The organism is Lentzea miocenica, from assembly GCF_033949945.1.
Taxonomy (GTDB): Bacteria; Actinomycetota; Actinomycetes; order Mycobacteriales; family Pseudonocardiaceae; genus Lentzea; species Lentzea miocenica.
This window is the reverse complement of sequence record NZ_JAXAVW010000008.1, coordinates 59,747-77,950: the sequence shown is the minus strand read 5'-3', so window position 1 is coordinate 77,950 and position 18,204 is coordinate 59,747. Positions and strand designations below refer to the sequence as shown.

Annotated in this window: 17 protein-coding genes; 3 read left to right on the top strand and 14 right to left on the bottom strand. The window is 68.8% G+C overall.

What is annotated here, in order from left to right; translation table 11 throughout:
• The first annotated feature begins 1 nt into the window (after nucleotide 1).
• Nucleotides 2–1,162, top strand: coding sequence for a THUMP-like domain-containing protein (locus tag SK803_RS11490; protein WP_319965871.1), 1,161 nt, complete (start codon nucleotides 2–4; stop codon nucleotides 1,160–1,162).
• Here the strand turns inward: SK803_RS11490 and SK803_RS11485 are convergent.
• Nucleotides 1,121–1,708 carry a TetR/AcrR family transcriptional regulator gene (locus SK803_RS11485; RefSeq protein ID WP_319965870.1) on the bottom strand — a complete coding sequence of 196 codons (588 nt, stop codon included), beginning with the start codon at nucleotides 1,706–1,708 and terminating at the stop codon, nucleotides 1,121–1,123. The genes SK803_RS11490 and SK803_RS11485 overlap by 42 nt on opposite strands.
• 91 nt (nucleotides 1,709–1,799) lie before the next feature.
• On the opposite strand from SK803_RS11485, the gene SK803_RS11480 reads away from it, so the two are divergent.
• Nucleotides 1,800–2,189 (top strand): DUF4267 domain-containing protein, encoded by a 390-nt coding sequence (locus tag SK803_RS11480; protein WP_319965869.1) that lies wholly within the window; start codon nucleotides 1,800–1,802, stop codon nucleotides 2,187–2,189.
• Between the two features lie 546 nt (nucleotides 2,190–2,735).
• Here the strand turns inward: SK803_RS11480 and SK803_RS11475 are convergent.
• From SK803_RS11475 to SK803_RS11440, 8 genes are all read right to left on the bottom strand, one after another.
• The gene (locus tag SK803_RS11475; protein WP_319965867.1) at nucleotides 2,736–3,461 is read right to left on the bottom strand and encodes a nucleotidyltransferase domain-containing protein; all 726 of its coding nucleotides are present in this window, start codon (nucleotides 3,459–3,461) and stop codon (nucleotides 2,736–2,738) included.
• 9 nt (nucleotides 3,462–3,470) lie between these two features.
• Complete coding sequence (locus SK803_RS11470; RefSeq protein ID WP_319965866.1) at nucleotides 3,471–4,988, bottom strand: peroxidase family protein; 1,518 nt, start codon at nucleotides 4,986–4,988, stop codon at nucleotides 3,471–3,473.
• 98 nt (nucleotides 4,989–5,086) lie between these two features.
• A complete protein-coding gene (locus tag SK803_RS11465) occupies nucleotides 5,087–7,096 on the bottom strand; it encodes a hypothetical protein (protein ID WP_319965865.1) in 2,010 nt (669 codons plus the stop codon).
• A 25-nt stretch (nucleotides 7,097–7,121) separates the two neighbouring features.
• Nucleotides 7,122–7,832: a response regulator transcription factor gene (locus tag SK803_RS11460; RefSeq protein WP_319965864.1), complete on the bottom strand. Its 711-nt coding sequence runs from the start codon at nucleotides 7,830–7,832 to the stop codon at nucleotides 7,122–7,124.
• Nucleotides 7,833–7,951: 119 nt separating this feature from the next.
• Nucleotides 7,952–11,209: a GH92 family glycosyl hydrolase gene (locus SK803_RS11455; RefSeq protein ID WP_319965863.1), complete on the bottom strand. Its 3,258-nt coding sequence runs from the start codon at nucleotides 11,207–11,209 to the stop codon at nucleotides 7,952–7,954.
• Between the two features lie 58 nt (nucleotides 11,210–11,267).
• On the bottom strand, nucleotides 11,268–12,122 hold the full coding sequence (locus tag SK803_RS11450) for a nucleoside hydrolase (protein ID WP_319965862.1): 855 nt from the start codon (nucleotides 12,120–12,122) through the stop codon (nucleotides 11,268–11,270).
• 4 nt (nucleotides 12,123–12,126) lie between these two features.
• The gene (locus tag SK803_RS11445; RefSeq protein ID WP_319965861.1) at nucleotides 12,127–12,402 is read right to left on the bottom strand and encodes a hypothetical protein; all 276 of its coding nucleotides are present in this window, start codon (nucleotides 12,400–12,402) and stop codon (nucleotides 12,127–12,129) included.
• A gap of 51 nt (nucleotides 12,403–12,453) precedes the next feature.
• Nucleotides 12,454–12,738 carry a hypothetical protein gene (locus tag SK803_RS11440; protein WP_319965860.1) on the bottom strand — a complete coding sequence of 95 codons (285 nt, stop codon included), beginning with the start codon at nucleotides 12,736–12,738 and terminating at the stop codon, nucleotides 12,454–12,456.
• A gap of 55 nt (nucleotides 12,739–12,793) precedes the next feature.
• On the opposite strand from SK803_RS11440, the gene SK803_RS11435 reads away from it, so the two are divergent.
• Complete coding sequence (locus SK803_RS11435) at nucleotides 12,794–13,555, top strand: acyltransferase (protein ID WP_319965858.1); 762 nt, start codon at nucleotides 12,794–12,796, stop codon at nucleotides 13,553–13,555.
• Here the strand turns inward: SK803_RS11435 and SK803_RS11430 are convergent.
• From SK803_RS11430 to SK803_RS11410, 5 genes are read right to left on the bottom strand one after another with little or no spacing between them, the layout of a single operon-like run.
• Entirely contained in the window at nucleotides 13,518–14,276 is a 759-nt protein-coding gene (locus tag SK803_RS11430) for an SGNH/GDSL hydrolase family protein (RefSeq protein WP_319965857.1), read from the bottom strand. The genes SK803_RS11435 and SK803_RS11430 overlap by 38 nt on opposite strands.
• A gap of 48 nt (nucleotides 14,277–14,324) precedes the next feature.
• Nucleotides 14,325–15,572: a glycosyltransferase family 4 protein gene (locus SK803_RS11425; RefSeq protein ID WP_319965856.1), complete on the bottom strand. Its 1,248-nt coding sequence runs from the start codon at nucleotides 15,570–15,572 to the stop codon at nucleotides 14,325–14,327.
• Nucleotides 15,573–15,576: 4 nt separating this feature from the next.
• Nucleotides 15,577–17,055, bottom strand: a complete 1,479-nt coding sequence (locus SK803_RS11420) for a glycoside hydrolase family 57 protein (protein ID WP_319965855.1) — start codon at nucleotides 17,053–17,055, stop codon at nucleotides 15,577–15,579.
• Complete coding sequence (locus SK803_RS11415) at nucleotides 17,052–17,789, bottom strand: class I SAM-dependent methyltransferase (RefSeq protein ID WP_319966082.1); 738 nt, start codon at nucleotides 17,787–17,789, stop codon at nucleotides 17,052–17,054. Before SK803_RS11415 ends, SK803_RS11420 begins: the two co-directional genes overlap by 4 nt.
• Before the next feature lies 1 nt (nucleotide 17,790).
• Nucleotides 17,791–18,138, bottom strand: a complete 348-nt coding sequence (locus tag SK803_RS11410; RefSeq protein WP_319965853.1) for a hypothetical protein — start codon at nucleotides 18,136–18,138, stop codon at nucleotides 17,791–17,793.
• Nucleotides 18,139–18,204: the final 66 nt, after the last annotated feature.

The following is an 18,204-nucleotide window of genomic DNA, read 5'->3' as shown; positions in this document are numbered from 1 at the left end:
GTTGGGCTACGCGTTCACCTCTTCCGACGTGGCGTTCTTGCGCTCTGCCGCAGGGATCGCCGCGTTGGCCGAGGTGGACGCGCTGCCCTTCTCGGACTCTTCTCGTGTCCGTGACGTCGAGGCGGCACGTCGGTTGCTCGGTTCCTCCTTCGCCCCGGTCGTGGAAACCGTGCTGCTGCGCCGCCGTGCAGCGTCCAAACTGGACTCTTCCGGCGGCTGGCTCTTCACCGACGACGCCTTGCAGCAGGCCACCGCTTCTGCTGTTGCCCGCCATCGGGCGTTGCGGTTCGCCGGCCGCGATGTCCACGACGTGACGTGTTCCGTTGGCGCGGATCTCTTCGCTTTGAGCGCGGTCGCCGCGCGGTGCATCGGCTCGGACCTCGATCCGGTCCGGCTTGCCATGGCGCGCAACAACGTTCCGGGCCAGCTGGTCGTGGTCGCCGACGCGCTGCGGCCGGTGTCTCGGGCTACGGCCGTCACCGCTGATCCGGCCCGCCGCGACTCGTCCGGGCGTCGCAAGTGGAATCCCTCCGACTTCGTGCCGCCGCTGGACGAGTTGTCTGTCGTGTACGCCGGTGTCGATCTCGCGGTGAAATGCGCTCCCGGCATCGACTTCGCAGTCGCGCCGTGGGCCGACGAGATCGAGGTCGTGTCGTTGGGCGGCGCGGTCCGCGAAGCCTGCCTGTGGACGCGAGGCCTTGCCACACCCGGTGTTTCGCGCCGTGCGACGGTTCTTCACGGTTCGGACTCGTGGACGATCACCGATGCCGAGCCCGACGACTGCCCGGTGCTCGCCCCCGGCTCGTGGATCATCGACCCGGACGGCGCTGTCGTGCGTGCCGGTCTGGTGCGGCACTACGCGGCGCGACACGGCTTGTGGCAGCTCGACGAACGCATCGCGTACCTGAGCGGTGACAAGCCTCCCGCCGGTGTCCGCGCGTTCCGCGTGCTCGAACACGGCCACTACACGGAGAAAGCGCTCAAGTCGCTGCTGAAGACGCGCGGAGTCGGCCGGCTGGAGATCCTGGTGCGCGGCCTGGACGTCGACCCGAACACGTTGCGCAAGCGCCTGAAGCTCTCCGGTGCCGCGGAGGCCTCGGTCGTGCTGACCCGCGTCGGCTCAAAGCCCGTTTTTCTGCTCGGCCAGGCTGAGCGCACCTAGCACCAGCTCGAGCCGGGCCTCGTGGTGGTCCGGCCGCAGCCTCTTGCCGTGCGTGAGCGTCGCGATCCCGTGCATCGCACTCCAGAACACCTCGGTGAGCGTCTCCAGATCCCGTTCCCCCACGACAGGTTCCACCGCCGCAACGAGCTCTCCGAACGCGTCTCGCAACTCCTGCGGCACGTCGTCGGTGCCGAATGGGATGTCGACCTGCTGCACGAACATCGCGTCGTAGAGCGCGGGCCTGGTCTCCGCGAACTCCAGGTACGCCTCCGCCGCGGCCCGCAGCCGTGACTTCCCCTGTGCGGAACGCGCTTGGCGCAACTGCCTGGCCAGCACGCCGCACCCTTCGATCGCGACCGCGCGCACGATCGCGTCCTTGCCCTTGAAGTGGCTGTAGAGCACCGGCTGGCTGTACTCGACCTTCTCCGCGAGCCGGCGCGTGGTGACCGCGTCCCAGCCTTCTGCCTCGGCCAACTCCCGCGCCGCGTCGATGATCAGCTGATGCCGCTCAGCGCGTTCACGCTCGCGCCTGTTCTGAATGGTCACCCACGGAATCTAGCACCGCTAGACATCCGAGCGCCTCTAATGTTAGCGTCGCTCCAGTACCTAGCACCGCTAGATTCTTGTGGAGGATGCAATGCGCTTGACCACGATCATGGCCTGGCTCGTAGTGCTGGCGGGCCTCTGCTTCGGCCTGAACTACCTGCTCAACGGCCACGGCGCGGCCGCGGGCTTCGGCATCGTCGACCCAGCCGGCTACTACATCGTGAAGGGCGTCCGCGACATCGCCTACGCCCTGACAGCCCTGATCCTGCTGCTGATGAAGCAACGCCGAGCCCTCGGCTGGGTGGTCCTGGCAGACGCGATCATCCCGATCGGCGACTGCCTGGCCGTGATGACCCACGGCGGCACCGTCGGCTTCGCACTAGCCGTGCACGGCTCGGCAGCCGTACTGGTGCTGCTCACGGCGGGCCTCCTGCTGCGGGAGACAACACCCGCGAAGCCCCAACCAGCCTTGAGCCACTGAGCGGCGCCGATGCGGCCCACGGCTGGGCAGTCGCGGGAGACAACGCCCGCACTGCCTCAGCCGGCCCCGAGCCCTCGATCCCGGCCAACAACTGCTCCATCGGCCCTGCCGCTGCTCGGCGCGGCTGCGCGGCAACGCCCACGGCTTCCGCCAACGCGGGGCTCCTGCGCAGTCAACGACCGCCTCGTCCCGCTCACCCGTTGCACCGCACCCCAGGCGGCAGCGCCCGGACGGCCTCGGCCCACGCCGAGTGCCCGCCGTCATCGACCGGCCCGTCCTGCTTCTTGCTGCATCGCACCCCAGGCGACAGCGGCCCCGGCAGCCTGAGCCGACGCGGAGTCCGCCGCCGTCAACGACGGCTCCGTCCCGCTCGCGGCTGCATCACAACCCCAGGGGGCAGCACTCACCCAGCTTCAGCCAGCGCGGAGTCCTCGACCGAGCCCATCCGCCCCACATCCCCGCTCACCGCCGCACCGCCCCCGGCGACAGCGCCCGCACAGCCTCATCCGACGTGGAGGCCGCCGTCAACGACCGCCCCGCCCCCGCTCACCCCTTCACCCCAACCCCAGGCGACAACGCCCGCACAGCCTCAGCCAGCCCCGAGTCCTCGATCTCCCCCAACAACAACCCGGTCAGCACGTGAAACGCCCGCCGCAACTCATCAGGGTGCGTGGACAACACGAGCGTCCCAGCGAACGCGTCGGCATCAGCCAGGTCGTCCAGCCCCCGCCCCTGCACCGCGTTGACCCCCTCGCGCACGCACCACAGCGCCATCACCTGGTCGCGCATGGCGTTGACCATGTAGAGCGCCTGCCAGCTGCGGCCGCGTGCGATGGACGACCGCGCGTGCAGGCCGTACAGCCAGGCGAGTCCGATGAGTTCGGCGCGGTCGGGTTGCCGGGACTGCGGCAGCGAGTTGGTCTCGCCGAAGAGCAGCCGGAAGGTCGGACCGGTCGCGCCGAACTCGGTCGAGGGCCAGAACGCGATGTCCACCTGCAGGGTCGAGCGCATCAGGTAGACGCGGAACAGGACCTTGCCGTGCCGCACGTCGAGGTGGCTGACCGCGCCGCACGCGTACATCAGCGCGGTCCAGTCGGTGATCACCGCGTCCAGTTCGCGGTCGATCGACAACGCGAAGTCGATGTCGGACCAGCGGTCTTCCTTGCCCACGGCCACCGAACCCGTCAACGCCGCCCCGACCACGCGCGGGTCGGTGTCGGCGGCGTTGGCGAGGTCGCGGCGCAGCTGTTCGCGCTCGGAAACTGTGAACACCGCCTGATTTTATTGGCCTCGGCTCGCGGGATCGACGCGGGCGAACTTGAGCAGGTCGACCATGCCGAACTGGCCGCCAACGCGGGACGGCAGCGTCGGCTTCCACTGGGGTTGCTGCCTCAGGTACGACTCGGGATCCAGCTGAAGCAGCCCGACGAACACCTCACCGATCAGCCGGGCGCTCGCGCCCGCGAGTGTGATGCCGTCGCCGAGCGTCTCGGCTTCGCGCAGCGTGTAGTACCAGAGCGGCGTCGAGCGGTCGAAGCCGAACTCCCGCAGCTCCGGCACCGAGTCCAGCACCGGGATGCCCATGGCCCGCGCCACCGCCTGCCCGGACGGCAGCGACCACGTGAGGTGCCGCAGCAGGTTGCGCTGTGGCAGCGAGACAGGCGGCGAACCGTCTGCGATCGCCCCGAGCGGCAACCGGAACAGCGGTGTCGAGATGTGCGTGTCGATCCGCTTGTTCGGCCGCACCTGGCCGTCCCCGAAGTCGAAGAACGTCTGCCAGCCGATGAACCTCCGGCGCGCCCGCCGCCCGCCGCGCAGGTCCACCGGATCGCTCTGCCCCTCGGCGGCAGGGTCGAAGACGAAGCCGAAGAACGGCTGACCGTTGTCCCCCTTCAGGTTCGCCCGGTAGGACGGCCGCACCTGGCTGTGCCCGAACCGGTAACACGCGCCCTGGAACTCCACCGGCATGAAGTGCTGCCCCTCCGCCGGCCGGTAGAAGCGCCGCCCGTGCGCCAGGATGTCCTGCGTGAGCCCGAAGCCGATGATCTGCGGCAGGAACTCGTGCACCACGATCCACTGGTAGTGCCACACAACGGTTCTTTGCGCGTCCGCGAAAATTCGGTCGGCCGGCACGCCCGCTGCACGCAGCCGATCCACGATCCGGTTGTGGAACAACAGGAACGCCGCGTGCAGCCCGGAGATCATCAGGTTCTCGTCGTTGCGCGGGTCCCCGATGATCGCCACGCCGTCGGCGCGCCGGGGCAGGTCCTCGAACAACCCGCCGTTCTCCACCCGGAACTTGGCCCGGTCGCCGGAGTCGTACAGCTGCGGCGACAGGACGGGCCCGCCGCCGTACACGGAATCCAGTGACAGGGTCGGATTCCGCGTGTTCGGGCTCTGCTCGGGCACGGCGGGCACCGCGAGCCGCGAGTGGAGGTCGAACGTGAAGTCGTGATCGATGAACTGCCCGACGAACGTCGTTCCCGCGGTGTTGAAGGGGTTGTCGAGGTTGCCAGGACTCAGTTCCGGATTGGTGATGAGTCGGACAGGTCCTTCGTGCAACGGATCCTTGGCGTCCAGCGGCCCGCCCGGTGCGCCCATCGCACGCAACGCGTCCTGCACGCGCGGCGTGTTCTCGGCGAACGGTGGCAGCCCTGGAAACATCCGCCCGAAGAACCGGGGCGAGGTGGCCGCCGTGTCGGCAGCGGCCACCTGCGCGGCGGCAGGGGAGGGAGCCAGCGTCACGGCGCCGGCGCCCGCGACGCCTCCCAGAAATCCTCGTCTGGTGAGATTGCCCATGTCAGCGCAGTGTTCTGCAAGATCACCCGTTGCCGCACGGACGAAGAACCATGCAGGGGACACAAATCTCTTACGCCGATCTGCGGGTCGGCCGGGCCTCAGCCGGGCTTGCGCACCAGGTTCGTGTACCCGGCCAACGCCAGCGTCGCCAGTCCCCACACGGCCAGTTGCACCAACCAGATGGCCGCCGTGAACGCCTGTCCCGCCAGCGCCGCGCTGTCCAGATCGCACCTGGTCCGCATGCCGGTCATCGCCAGCGGCAGTCCGCGATCAAGCCCCAGCCCCACGAGTTCCACTGTGGAACATGGCATTCCGGCCGCGGCGGTCGCACTCGCCACGCGTTCGGCGGCGAGATGCCCTGGACGCGTGGAGACCTGGCCCGCCCACCAGCCGAGGAACCCCGCGATCACCAGCACCAGCAACAGCGCCGCGGCGGTGCGGCGGGCCCGGTAGCCGTACCCGGCCAGCACGCCCCACACCCAGTGGAACCACTGGGTCAGGGGACCGCCCAGAGCCTGCGGGTTGCGGCGCCGGAGATCGGTCTGCTGTGCCATGAGGATCCTGCGCACGGTGCCGTCGTGCCCGGCGGCCCGCTCGACGGCGGCGAGGCGCTGGTAGGCGGACGCGTGGTACGCGGGAGTGTGGCGGCGGATCAGATGCAGCCACTGCTGCCAGTCCCATCCCTCACCGAGCGAGGCGTAGGAGAGCCCGTCCAGCCGCACCCAGTTCCTGTGCGCGCAGGTCCAGTCACGCCCGCGAGGACGACACATCAGGGTGGGCGGCAGCGTCACGGAGGTCCCGACCACCAGCTCCTGGAGGTTCAGCACCGGGCCACGCCCGCCCTGCATCTTGAGCGCGACCTCGCCTTCGCCGTGGAACTGGCCGCCGATGTGCGCTCCGTGCAAGCTCACCGCGCCGAATCTGCCGGCGCCGGTCAGCGACGTCCGTCCCAGGAGGAACAGGCGCCCGTCGATCTGGACCTGGTCGGCGGACACCGCCGGACCAAGCGCGTTGGTGACGACCGCGTCCGAGATGTCGAGATCTCCCGTGAGGTGGCCGCTGATCAGGTCGATCGCGCCGCCGGGATGGCGCGCGGTCAACCGGGTACCCGTTCGCAGGAACAGGCTTCCGCTGATGTCGACGCCGTTCGCGTTCACCGCCGCACCGCGTTCGTTGGTGATCACCGCGTCCTCCAGCACGACAAGCCCGCCGAGGTGACCACCTGCCAGGACGATCGCGCCGGTCGGCCCGCGCCCGGCGATCTGGACCCCTTTCCACACCAGCACGTCACCGCCGATGCGGGCGCTCGTGGCGTCGAGGCAGGGGCCGAGGTTGTTGGTGATTTCCGCCTTCTCCGCTTTGACGTTCAGGACCACGTTGGCGTTTTCGAGCGAGACCGCGCCCTCCTTGCCGTGCCCGGTGGCCCGGAAGCCGTCCGTCAGCAGCACCGAACCCTGAACGCGGATGTCGCCGGCGTCCAGAGCCGGTCCGCCGAGGTTCGTGATCGTCACGTCCTCGTCCAACTGGAGGTCTCCGTCGATGTGGGCGCTGAGCAGGACGAACGCACCCCATCGGCCGTGTCCGGTGATCCGGACCCTGCGCCGGGCGAAGACGGAGCCGCCGATGCGAACCCGGTTGGCGTCGATGGCAGGACCGGCCGCGTTGGTGATCTGCACCTTGCCCAGACTCAGGTCACCGTCGATGCGGCCACCGATCAGTCTGATCAGCCCGTCCTTCTGGTCGCCCTCGACCTGCAGACCGTCCTGCAGGAACAGATCGGCGTCGATGTGGACGCCGTCGGCCTGCAACCCGGCGCACCGGCCACCCCTGAGCACCAACGCCCGCAGGTGTGCGTCGCGCGCGTCGATCGGCTCGTCGATGGTGCAGTCGTACAGGTACAGGCCGACGGAGGCCGTCACGTTGTCCAGGTCGAGCACGCCCTTGATGCGCGCACCCTCGATCTGCACGCCTCGCGGGTCCAGCTGGCCGTGACGGCCGAGCAGCAGCTCCCTGATCAGCTCGGCGCGCACCGCGGGAGCTGACTTCGGGCACACCAGCAGCTCACCGCGCTGGGCCGCGGTGACGAGCCGTTTCTCGAACTCGGTCACACTCTGAAATCCGCTGGTGGGGGCGCTACGTTAGCAATCCGAGCCGTTGTGCCTCCGAAAGAGCCTGGGCCCGGTTGTGCACCCGCAGCTTGAAGAACAGCTGCCGCTGCTCGGACTCCACGGTCTTCACCGCGATCCCCAGCGCCGAAGCCGTCTGCCGCACCGACTCACCCCGGGCGATCGAGGCCAGGATGTCGTTCTCCCGGTGAGTGAGCGTGGGAACGTTGTCATGCAACACAGCGTCACGGCAGGAAACCCGCACAAGCCCGAGCCGGGTCACCACCGCCGCCGCCTGCGCCCGGCTCTGCACGCCGAGCTTGGCGAAGATCCGCCGCTTGTAGTTGACCACCGTGTGCGGTGAGAGCCGCAGGACGGACGCGACGGACACCGCCGACAGTCCGGAGCAGACGTGGGCGAGCACTTCCATCTCGCGGTCGGTCAACGCGCCCGGCGCGACGCGGCGCAGCGAGGTCAGCGGCACGTGCTCCAGCGAAGCCCGCAGCGAGGCGAGGCCACAGGCCGGGGAGAGGGCCACGAGTGGAAATCCCGGTACCAGTTCCGGGGAAAGTTGCCCCACCACGACGTCCGGCGGGCGCAAACTGCACAGCAGCAACAGGTCTTCGCGCGTGCAGGCGGTACCCACCACGATCCAGCCGGGCAACGCGTCCAGCCAGTTCGCGACGGCATCGCTGACCAGGGGTTCCCACGAATGCACCGCGATCCTCGTTGACCGCACGCAGTTGGGCATGGCGCCTCACGCTCACAGCGATGCGGCGGCGCTTGGGCTTATGCCACACGATAGGGCGTGGATGGTTTCTGTCACCAGGGCGACAGAAACCATCCACGATTGACGAACTAGCCGAGTGCGACCGCAAAAACGTGCATGTTCACATCGTCTGGCAGCACCACGGAAGCGAGCGTCTTGCCTTCCGGGGCCACGTACGTCTTCGTCGCGAAGATGTGCGTCGCGACCTGTTCGCTGCCGCCGCCGGACTGGTTGCGGTACGGCGTGTTCGCGATGATCACGTTGCCGAAGCTCGGGGTCGCCCCGCCGCCGCCCAGCGTCCAGTCGCTGAAGCCGATGTCGACGGTGGCCGTGGTGCCGTCCGTGAACGTCACCGTGGCCGGCTTGGTGCGCGCCCCGTTGGCCGCCGAACCCACGAACGCGAGCCGCGTTCCGGACAGTGCAAGCGTTTGCTTCGCTGCGGTCGCGTTGTCCGGACGGCCGGGAGGCGACGACGGCCAGGTGAACGTCAGGCCGTCGACGGTGCTGGTGCCGCCCGGCGGAAGGCCGGCCTTGGCCAGCGCCTCTCGCGAGAAGCTGTAGCCGCCGCCGTCGAAGTCACCCTCTCCGTCGGCGTCGGCGGAGGCGCCGACGTTGTTCACGGCGGCGAGCATGCTGCCCGCCGGCGCGACCTTCACCGTCTGCGGCAGCACCACCGGCTTCGCGGCGCCCTCGACGGTCACCGTCACGGTGAAGTCGTAGAACCCCTGCGGGGTAGCGGGGTCGGCCGAGACGGTGAACTCCGCGGGCACGGAACCGTTGGTGGGCGTGAACTTCAACGCGTCCGTGCCGGTGATCGTGTAGGTCGCCTTCGGGTCGCCGTCGTACAGCTTGACCGAGTTGACTTTCGCCGTGACCGACTTGCCGGGCTCCACGACGAGTTGACGCGGCTCGACCGTGAGGTAGTACGGCTGGTCGTGCCTGATCGGCTGTTCACCGTCGCGGAACGACGGCGGGGCGTCGGAAGCACCGGTGCCCCAGGAGGAAGGCGTCTTGCCGAGCACGAAGTCCAGCTTGCCGCCGCGTGCCACGAACGACTCGGGCAGCCAGGTCTTGGACGTGCTGCGGCCGTTGACCTTCAGCGACTGCACGTACTTCGTGGCGGTGTTCGCGGCGGGCGCGTTGATCGTGATGTCCTTTCCGCCACCGCGGTTGATCTTCACCGACGTGAACAGCGGGCTGCTCAGCACCAGCTCGGCGCGCGACGGCACCTGCGGGTAGATGCCCATCGAGGTGAAGACGAACCACGACGACATCGCGCCGAGGTCGTCGTTGCCGGGAATGCCGCCGGGGGCGTTCTTCCACAGCGTGCCGATCGTCTCGCGCAGCGTCTCCTGCGTCTTCGCCGGCTGGCCCGTGTAGTTGTAGAGCCACGGCACGTTCACCGACGGCTCGTTGTCCAGTTCGGACTTGGCACCGCCCTTGCCCGTCAGAGCCCAGCTGCCGTCGGCGTTGTGGAAGAAGTCGTCCAGCCGTTTGTTGGCGCGCTCGCGACCGCCCAGCGACTCGACGAGCCCGGCGACGTTGTGCGTGACCATCCACGTGTACTGGGCGCTGCTGCCCTCGACGAAGCCGTTGCCGGTGTCCGGCGTGAAGTCCTTGACCCACGTGCCGTCCGCGTTGCGGTTGCGGATGTAGCCGCCGGTCCTGTCCGCCACCGGGTCGAAGTTGTTCTGCCACCACTGTGCGCGCTCGGCGAACGCCTTGGCGGTCTTCCTGTCACCCGTGCGCTCGGCCAGCTGGCTGATCGCGAAGTCCGCCGCGGAGATCTCCAGGGTCTCCGCCGCGCCACCCCACGCGTTCGACACGGACGGCATGAACTTGTTCTTCAGGTACTTGTCGAGCGACGGCCGTTGCCCGACGGACATCACGGCCCAGCCGTCCTTGCTCAGGTCCAGCGCCGTCGGCACGGTCGCGGCCTTCACCAACGACTTGAGCGACGACCTGATGTCGTACTTGTCGCCGCCGAACGCCGAGATCGCGGCCAGCGCGATGGGCGCGGGGTCGCCGTTCATCACGTGCGTGCCGCCGCCGTTGTGCGTCCAGCGGTCCCACACGCCGTTGTTCTGCTCGGCCTGGTTGAGCAGCGACTGCGCGATGTCCGAACCGATCTGCGGTTCCAGCATCGTCACGAGTTGGAGCTGCGAGCGGTAGATGTCCCAGCCGGAGAAAGTGCCGTACTGGGCCTTCTGCCTGCTCTTGTCGATCTTGTGGGTCTTACCGTCGAACCCGGCGTACTCGCCGTTGACGTCGCTGAACAGGTTGGGGTGCAACAGCGAGTGGTACAGCGCGGTGTAGAACTTGGTCCGCTCGTCATCGGAGCCGCCGCCGACCTCGATGCGCTTGAGCTGCTTCTGCCACGCGATGTACGCGTTGTCCCTCATGTCCTCAATGGACTGACCCTTGTTCTCGGCCCTGAGGTTGGCCCGCGCGTTGTCCAGGCTGACGTAGGAGATGCCGACCTTGACGCCGACCTGCGAGCCGGGCGCGAAGCCGAGGTAGGCCCCGGAACCCTTGCCCAGCACCGGCCAGCCGTTCGTTCCGTACGTCGTGCCGCCCTTGGAGGTGACGCTTCCGGGCGTGACAACGTTGTCCTGGTACGTGCCGACGTCGGTGAAGTCCTGGTCGAACTCCGCCACGAAGTGCAGCGTGTAGTAGCTGCGGCGGCCGACCTGGTTGATGTAGCCGCAGAAGTTGCCCGACGTCACGGAGCCGGTGATCGTCCGCTTGTCCTTGTCGATCACGGTCTGCGCGTCACTGCTGCCGACCTGCGACTTCGACGTGTTGATCAGCACCGTCGCCGGCTTGTCGGCAGGGAAGCTGAACCGCGCCGCGCCGGTGCGTTCGGTGGCGGACAGTTCGGCCTTCGCACCCGACTTCAGCGTCACGTCGTAGCGGCCGGGCTTGGCCACCTCGTCCGTGTGCGCGAACTCGCTGGCGTAGACCGCGTCCGTCGCGTCCGTGGTCGGCGACGTCGTGACGGTCCCGACGTGCGGGAAGATCGGGATGTCACCACTTCCGCCCGCGCACCCGGTCCCGGACATGTGGGTGAGGCTGAAGCCGCGGATCTTCGTGGCGTCGTACCGGTAGCCGCCGGGCGCCGCGGCGCGCAGGGTGTTGCCGCGGGACGCCTCCGGGCTGAAGGAGAACATGCCGAACGGCACGACCGCGCCGGGAAAGGTGTTCCCGAGGTTGGTCGTGCCGATGAACGGGTTCACGTGTGCCGCCGGATCCGGCACCACCTGAATCTGGGGCTGAGCGGAGGCAGGGACCACTCCGAACGTCATGGCCACCGCCACCGCAGCTGTCGTGAGGACTCTTCGCTGCATGGTCGCGGACCCTACTTTCCGTGCCCGCCCAACCCCAGAGAGCGACGCGAAGTTGTCGTCAAACGGACAAGCGCTGCTCCATGAAGGCCCTCAACGCGGGCCAATCGGTGTCCTCCGCGACCTCTACCTGGTGCTTTCCCTCGACGAGCGCACCCTCGTCGTCGATGTCGAGGTGGTGGAGCTTGGTGCGCAACGTGCCGGGGACGATCGCCTCCGCCACGGCGACGGCGTCGTGGACCAGGATGCCCTCCTCGCGGTGCGAGAGGTTCTGCTCGGAGTGCCGGGCGAGGTACTCCCGGTAGGTGCCGGTGAGGTTGCTCAGCACCGGGTCGACGTTCGCGAGGAACTCGGTGTCGGCGATGCACCGCTGGGTGAGGTTGAGCGGCACGATGATCGGGTTGCCCCGGCGGATCACCGTCTGCGCGGCCTCCGCGTCGGCCCAGAAGTTGAACTCGGCCCGCGCGGTCATGTTGCCGACGTCGAGCCCGCCGCCCATGACGATCAGCCGGGGAAACGTGATGCCCCCGTCGAGCGCGGCGGCGATGTTGGTGAGCGGCCCGATCGCGGCGACCACGGTGTCCGGCGTCAGGTTGTCGGCGAAGAAGCGGACAGGGTCGTCTCCGTAGAGGCCCTTGGGGTTCTCCGGCAACGTGTGCGCCTGCCCGCCGAGCCCGTCCTCGCCGTGCACGTCCGCCGCACCGCCCGGTCCCTCGAACCCCCGTACCACCGGCACGTCGGTGCGACCGAGGTGGGCGAGCAGGCGCAGGGCGTTCGCCGTCGTGAGATCGAGCCCGACGTTGCCGAAGACGGTGGTGAGGCCGACGAGGTCGACCTCGGGGCTGCGGGCCGCGAGCGCGATCGCGAACGCGTCGTCGACGCCGGGGTCGGTGTCGATGATGAGAGGAATCGCCATGCCTCTAGGGTGCCTGAGACTCGGCGCCCACCTCGGCCACGTCCCACACGACGTTCCGCAAGCCCGGCCGTTCGAGGTAGCCCTTCTCCCGCATGTCCGCGTGGTAGCGACGCGCATCGCCCTCGTTGTCGTACACCTGGATCGCGTGGCCGTCCAGCGTCCACGTCCCGTGCACGAATCCCGGTAGCTCCACCTTGCTCGACGCCATCAACGGCACTTGAGCCCGCCACTCGTCGTGCATTTCCGGACTGAGCTCCCAGACGCCTATGACCGCCCACATGCCGCACCTCTGTTCGCCGTGGTCACGACACTCCAGGGCCGTTTCGGCTCGTCAGCACAGGTCCAGGAGGGTCTCGAGACGGGCGGCGAACACCTCGTCGAAATCGCCGCTGATCCGGAACACGACGTGCGCGCTTTCGTCCGTGTTGGCGATCCGCAGGGTCAGGTGCGCCATCGGGTACTCGAACCACAGCCCCTTGTCGTCGTCGGTCGCGGGAAGTCCGGCGTCCAGCGCCCCGGCGTCGAGGTCGTCCCAGCGGTAGCCGACGAGCCCCGCGACGTACTCGACGACTTTCGTCAGGTTCTCCGCGAAGATCCAGCCCGTCACCTCGTTCACCGGTCAGACGATGCCTTGCCGGGCACGGTGTTCGCGAATAGTTAAAGTGCCGTCCATGACTTCGATGTGGGGCGCTCCGGTGTGGACTCGTTGGGCCAGGTCGCGACGAGACCCCGCCCAGGCACGCTTCCTCACGATGGCCTCCCTGCGCTGGGTCCTGCGCCACCGCGCCTACAGCCCGTGGTACCTGGTCCGGTACTGGCGGCTGCTGAAGTTCCGCCTGCTCAACCCCCACGTGGTGCTGCGCGGCATGGTGTTCTTCGGCAAGCGGGTCGACGTGATGGCCCGCCCCGGCTACGGCCGCATGGAGATCGGGCGCTGGGTGCACATCGGCGACGGCAACGCCATCCGCTGCCACGAGGGGTCGCTGCGCATCGGCGACAAGGTCGTGTTCGGCAAGGACAACACGGTCAACTGCTACCTCGACATCGAGATCGGCGCGTCGTCGCTCGTCGCGGACTGGGTCTACATCTGCGACTTCGACCACAAGACCGAGGACATCACCCTGCCGATCAAGGACCAGGGCATCGTGAAGTCGCCGGTGCGCATCGGGCCGGACTGCTGGCTCGGGGTCAAGGTGACGGTGCTGCGCGGCACGCGGGTCGGGCGAGGGTGTGTGCTCGGTGCGCACGCGGTGGTGCGCGGGGACTTCCCTGACTTCAAGATCGCGGTGGGCGCGCCGGCACGGGTCGTGCGGGATCGGCGCGCCGACTACGAGGCGGACGCTCAGCGGCGGGCGGACATCGCGGACATGGCCCGCAAGGCCAAGGAGGCGCTGGCTAAGCGAACGGAAGAAGCGTCGGACGCTTCGGCCTGAAGCCGTCGCCCGGCTGGCGGCCGATCAGCTTGTTGCGCGACCGCGAGTACGCGACGGGCAGCACCTGATCGCGCAGCCACCGCAGATGGTCCAGCATCGACGAGGGTGCGGCCGAACCCTCCAGGGGCGCCATCCACGAAGCGTCGAACGGGATGTCGAGCGCTGACAGCAGGTGGCCGGCCAACCGCCTGTGTCCCAACGACGACAGGTGCAGGCGGTCCGGGCCGAAGTAGCGTGAGTCCTGCACGCACGTGTTGTCGTCCCACACGTCGACCAGGATCGCGCCGTAACGCACTGCTGCAACGCGCACGGCGTCGTTCAGGGCCTCGATGCGTGGACGCATGCGCCAGCCGAACGGCATCCGTTGTGAGACGTCGCTCAACGTGAAGACGGCGACGGTCGGCGCGAACGACGTCACGGCGCTCACCAGCGCATCGACCCGGCGCGCGATCTGAGCGGTGGAGGCACCGGACATCACGTCGTTGCCGCCGCCGAAGATCGCGACCAGGTCTGGCCGCAACGCCGATGCGGACGGGACCTGCTCCACCAGCATCTGGTCGAGACGACGGCCGCGCACGCCCAGGTTGGCGTAGCGGAACCCCGGCGCGTCCAGCACGGACGCGACGCGGTCCGCCCAGCCCCGGTACCGGCCGTCGGGCAACAGGTCGTCCAGGCCCTCGGTGCAACTGTCCCCGAGCGCCACGAAGCGTTGGTATTTCATTCAGTCCTCGGTCACCTCTTGTTAACGGGACCGGCGACTGTAGCCGACTCAGGTGAACAGATTGCCCGTAGCGATCTTGGGACGTCCCAGGACGCGTGGCTCGCGCACGACGGCGTCCGCGTAGACCGAGGCCGTGGAAGCGGCGATCTTGGCCCAGTCGAAGTCGGTGCTCAGACGCTCTTTCGCTGCGCGCGCACGCACGGCAGCGCTGGCCGGATCGGACAGCACGGCACGCACGGCGCGTGTGAGTCCGTCCACGTCACCAGGTGCGAACGACAGACCCGTCACCCCGTCCAGCACGACCTCGCCGAGCCCGCCCGCGGTCGACGCGACCAGGGGCGTTCCGGCGGCGGCGGCTTCCAGGGCGACGATCCCGAACGGCTCGTAGCGGGACGGCAGCACGACGGCGTTCGCGGCCGTGAGCAACGCCGCCAAGGACCTGTCGGAGAGGTGTCCGACGAACTCCACGGCCCGCAGCACCCGGTGCTTGCGCGCCTGTTCCCGCAGCCACTCGGTCTGCGAACCGCCACCGGCCACGACGACGCGCGTGCCCCGGTGGAAGCGGCGGATCCGGGGGAGTGCGGCGATCAGGTCCTGGATGCCCTTCTCCCACTCGATGCGGCCGAAGAAGAGCAGCAACGGATCGCCGTGCGGCGAGTACGCCCGTCGGGCAGCGCCGACGTCCTTGGCCCGCACCTTCCACCCACCAGGCTCGATGCCGTTGTGCAGCACGGAGACGTCGGCAGTGTCCACATCGAACAGGTGCGCGACCTCGCCTCGCATCGCGGACGAACAGGTGATCAGCGAGTCGGCCCGGTTCGCCAGCCACCACTCCACCGAGTGCACCTGCTGGTTCAACGGGTGCGAGAGCCAGCCGGAGTGCCGCCCGGCCTCGGTCGCGTGGATCGTGGCCACCAGCGGGACGCCGAAAGCCTCGGCCAGGGCGACAGCCGGGTGCGCGACCAGCCAATCGTGCGCGTGCACGACGTCGGGGCGCCACGAGCTCAACGCCAGACCGGCGCGTGTCATCGCGTGACCCATCGCGAGCGTCCACGCCAGGAGGTCCTTCTCGAACACGAAGTGCGCGGGATCCTCGGCGACGCGGATCAGCCGCACGCCCTCGCTCACCACGTCCACCGTGGGGTGCGTGATCGCGTCGGTGCCGGAAGGTTGACGGCACAGCACGACGACGTCGTGCCCTTGCGCGGCCAGCTGTGTCGCGAGCGCGTGGACGTGCCTGCCCAGCCCGCCGACGACCACCGGCGGGTACTCCCACGACAACATCAGCACGCGCATTCCGTTACCTCATTCCTCGCGCGTCCAGATGCCCGAACGGGCCGTCTGCCGCGCGGAGCTCCGCCGCTCGTGCATGACCACGACCGCCGCGAACCAGAGCCGCGAGCTCGCTGAAACGATCGCTGTGAATCTTCGCGCGGTAGCGGGCGTAGTCGGCGGCCGAGTCCTTGGTGACCATGAAGGCCCAGTCGCTCGACAACGCCAGCAACGCCTCGCGCACCGCCTGGTCCAGCACCGGATCCCGCACGTCGGACGAGAAGTCCAGGTCCAGCAGTTCCTTCTGCACCGACTCGTTCAACGACACGATGTCCGACACCTGCGCGCCGTCCCACACCCGCCAGTCCTTGCCGCTGCCCCACGACGAGGCCGGCAGCTCGACCGGCGCGCCCACGTGCCCCGCCTCGACCGCGCCGCGCAACGTCGTCACGTGCACGCCCGCTTCCGGCAGCGCGCGCAGCACACCCTCCAGCCACAAGGGACCTTCGTGCCACCAGTGTCCGTAAAGCTCAGTGTCGTACGCCGCCACGACCAGACCGCCGTCGATCGCCCGCAGCCTGCGCACGACCGTCTCGACGAAGTCGTCGACGTGGCGTGAAACGGCCTCACGCGCGAGCAACGGGTCGTACGGCCGTTTGTCCTCGGGCGCGATGTTCTTGCCGGTCACCCGTGACGGCTTCAGGCCCGTCGGGTGGTCGTAGGTGTGAAAATCCCGGTACGCGGCATCGCCCGGATAGCCGACCTTCGGCGACCAGACGCGGTACGAGACCTCCAGATCACGCCCGAACGCCAGCACGTCCGAAGAGCCGACCGGGTGCGCGGACGAGGTGTCGCCGTGCAGCGCGGGCCCGTCGACCATGAACCGCCGCACGCCCGCCGCCGCGTACCCCGCCTCCATGCCCGGCGAGTAACCGCATTCCGGCGCCCAGATGCCCTCCGGGGCCTTGCCGACGCGCAGCGCCGTGTCGTCCAGGCCGGTCCGCAGCGCGAACGACCGCACCCGAGGAACCAGCAGCGGCTGAAAGGGATGCGTGGCAGGCCCGCCGAGCAGCTCGATCGTCGAAGAGTCCACAAGGGACCGCAGGATCGGTGAGAACCCGTGCCGCCAATGGGTTTCGAACTGGTCCAGCGCCCACGACGACGCGCGGTGCTCGTACGCGGACAGCTCGCGCAGCCGTTCCCCGGCGTAGTGCGACCGCAGGTGCCAGTTGCCGAGCCAGTCGTGCGCGCCCCGCAACGAGTACGGGTCGTCGAGTTGCGCGGCCAGGATCGGCGTGACACCGAGCGTCAGCACGTCGGAACGGCCCTCGTCGGCGAAACGCCGCAGCATGTCCACGACGGGCAGGTACGAGTGCGCCCACGCCTGGTAGAGCCACTCCTCGCCGACCGGCCACGCGCCGTGGTGCGCTAGCCAGGGCAGATGGCTGTGCAGGACCAGGCAGAACGTGCCCTCGGAAGCCTTCCCGGCGGTGGTCCTCCCGGTCACGCGCGCACCGCCACTGCCACGAGGTCGAGGCAGGTGTCCATGTCGTCAGAGGTGATGTCGAAGTCCCGCACCGTCACCGACTCCACCGCCTCCTTCAGCTCGGCGGGCCACGGCGCGCCGGACAGGGCGACTTCGACCTGTGCGTTGATGATCTGTCCGTTCAGGAGGGTGTCAAGCCTTCGTCCGTGACGCAGTCCCGTCAGTTCGTCAACGCGGAAACCAGCTTCACGCAGCATCTCGTCCAGTTCGGACGGTGCGAGTTCCCTGGTGTGGAACGGGTTCAGCGGGGTGTCCTGGCCCGGCGAGAACGTCAGCCTGTTCGGCGTCGTGACGATGAGCGTGCCGCCGGGACGCAGCACCCGCAGACACTCCGCCAGGAACCCCTCCTGGTCCCACAGGTGCTCGATGACCTGCAGGTTCGCCACGACGTCGACGCTGCCGTCGCGCAACGGCAGCGTCGCGAGGTTCCCGCGCAGCACGTCGAGCTGCGGGTAGGCGCGGGCGACGTGCTGCGAGGTCAGTTCGTCGTAGTCGAGCGCGATCACCCGCCGCGCGACCGTGCGGATCAGCTGGGCGCCGTAGCCCTCGCCGCAGCCCGCCTCCAGTACGACCGCGTCCGCGCAGTGGCCGATGAGGTGCAGATACGCCGCCTCGTGCCGCCGGAACCAGTAGTTCTCTTCCGCGATACCGGGCACCGTGCGTTCGCCGGTCAGGGGGAGGGTCACGCCCGTCAGGTTACTTGCCAGTAGACCTCCTGCGAACTACCTGGTGCGCGATGGCGACCGCGACTCCGGCCGCCGTGAGCGCCGCGGTCATCGCGGGGCTCATGTACTTCGACAGGCTCGGCGCCTCGCTCGGCCCGGTGAGCCAGAGCGTCAACGGCGTGGCGTAGGCCAGCGCGAGCGCCCCTGTCCACCACCGCAGGACCGGGGAACGGCGGTCGCGCAGGCTCGCGACGAGCACGACGGCGATCGGAATCCCCGAGAGCAGGCCGAACTGGCCGATCACCATGACGGGTACGGCCCACGCCGCCACCAGCACGGACGTCGACGGGTGAGCAGCGGTGCGGGTCTTGGCGGTCATGACGAGCCCTTCGTTCGTTAGGGTAAGTCGCGGTAGTTATAACCTCTAACTGGAGTGACATGCTGA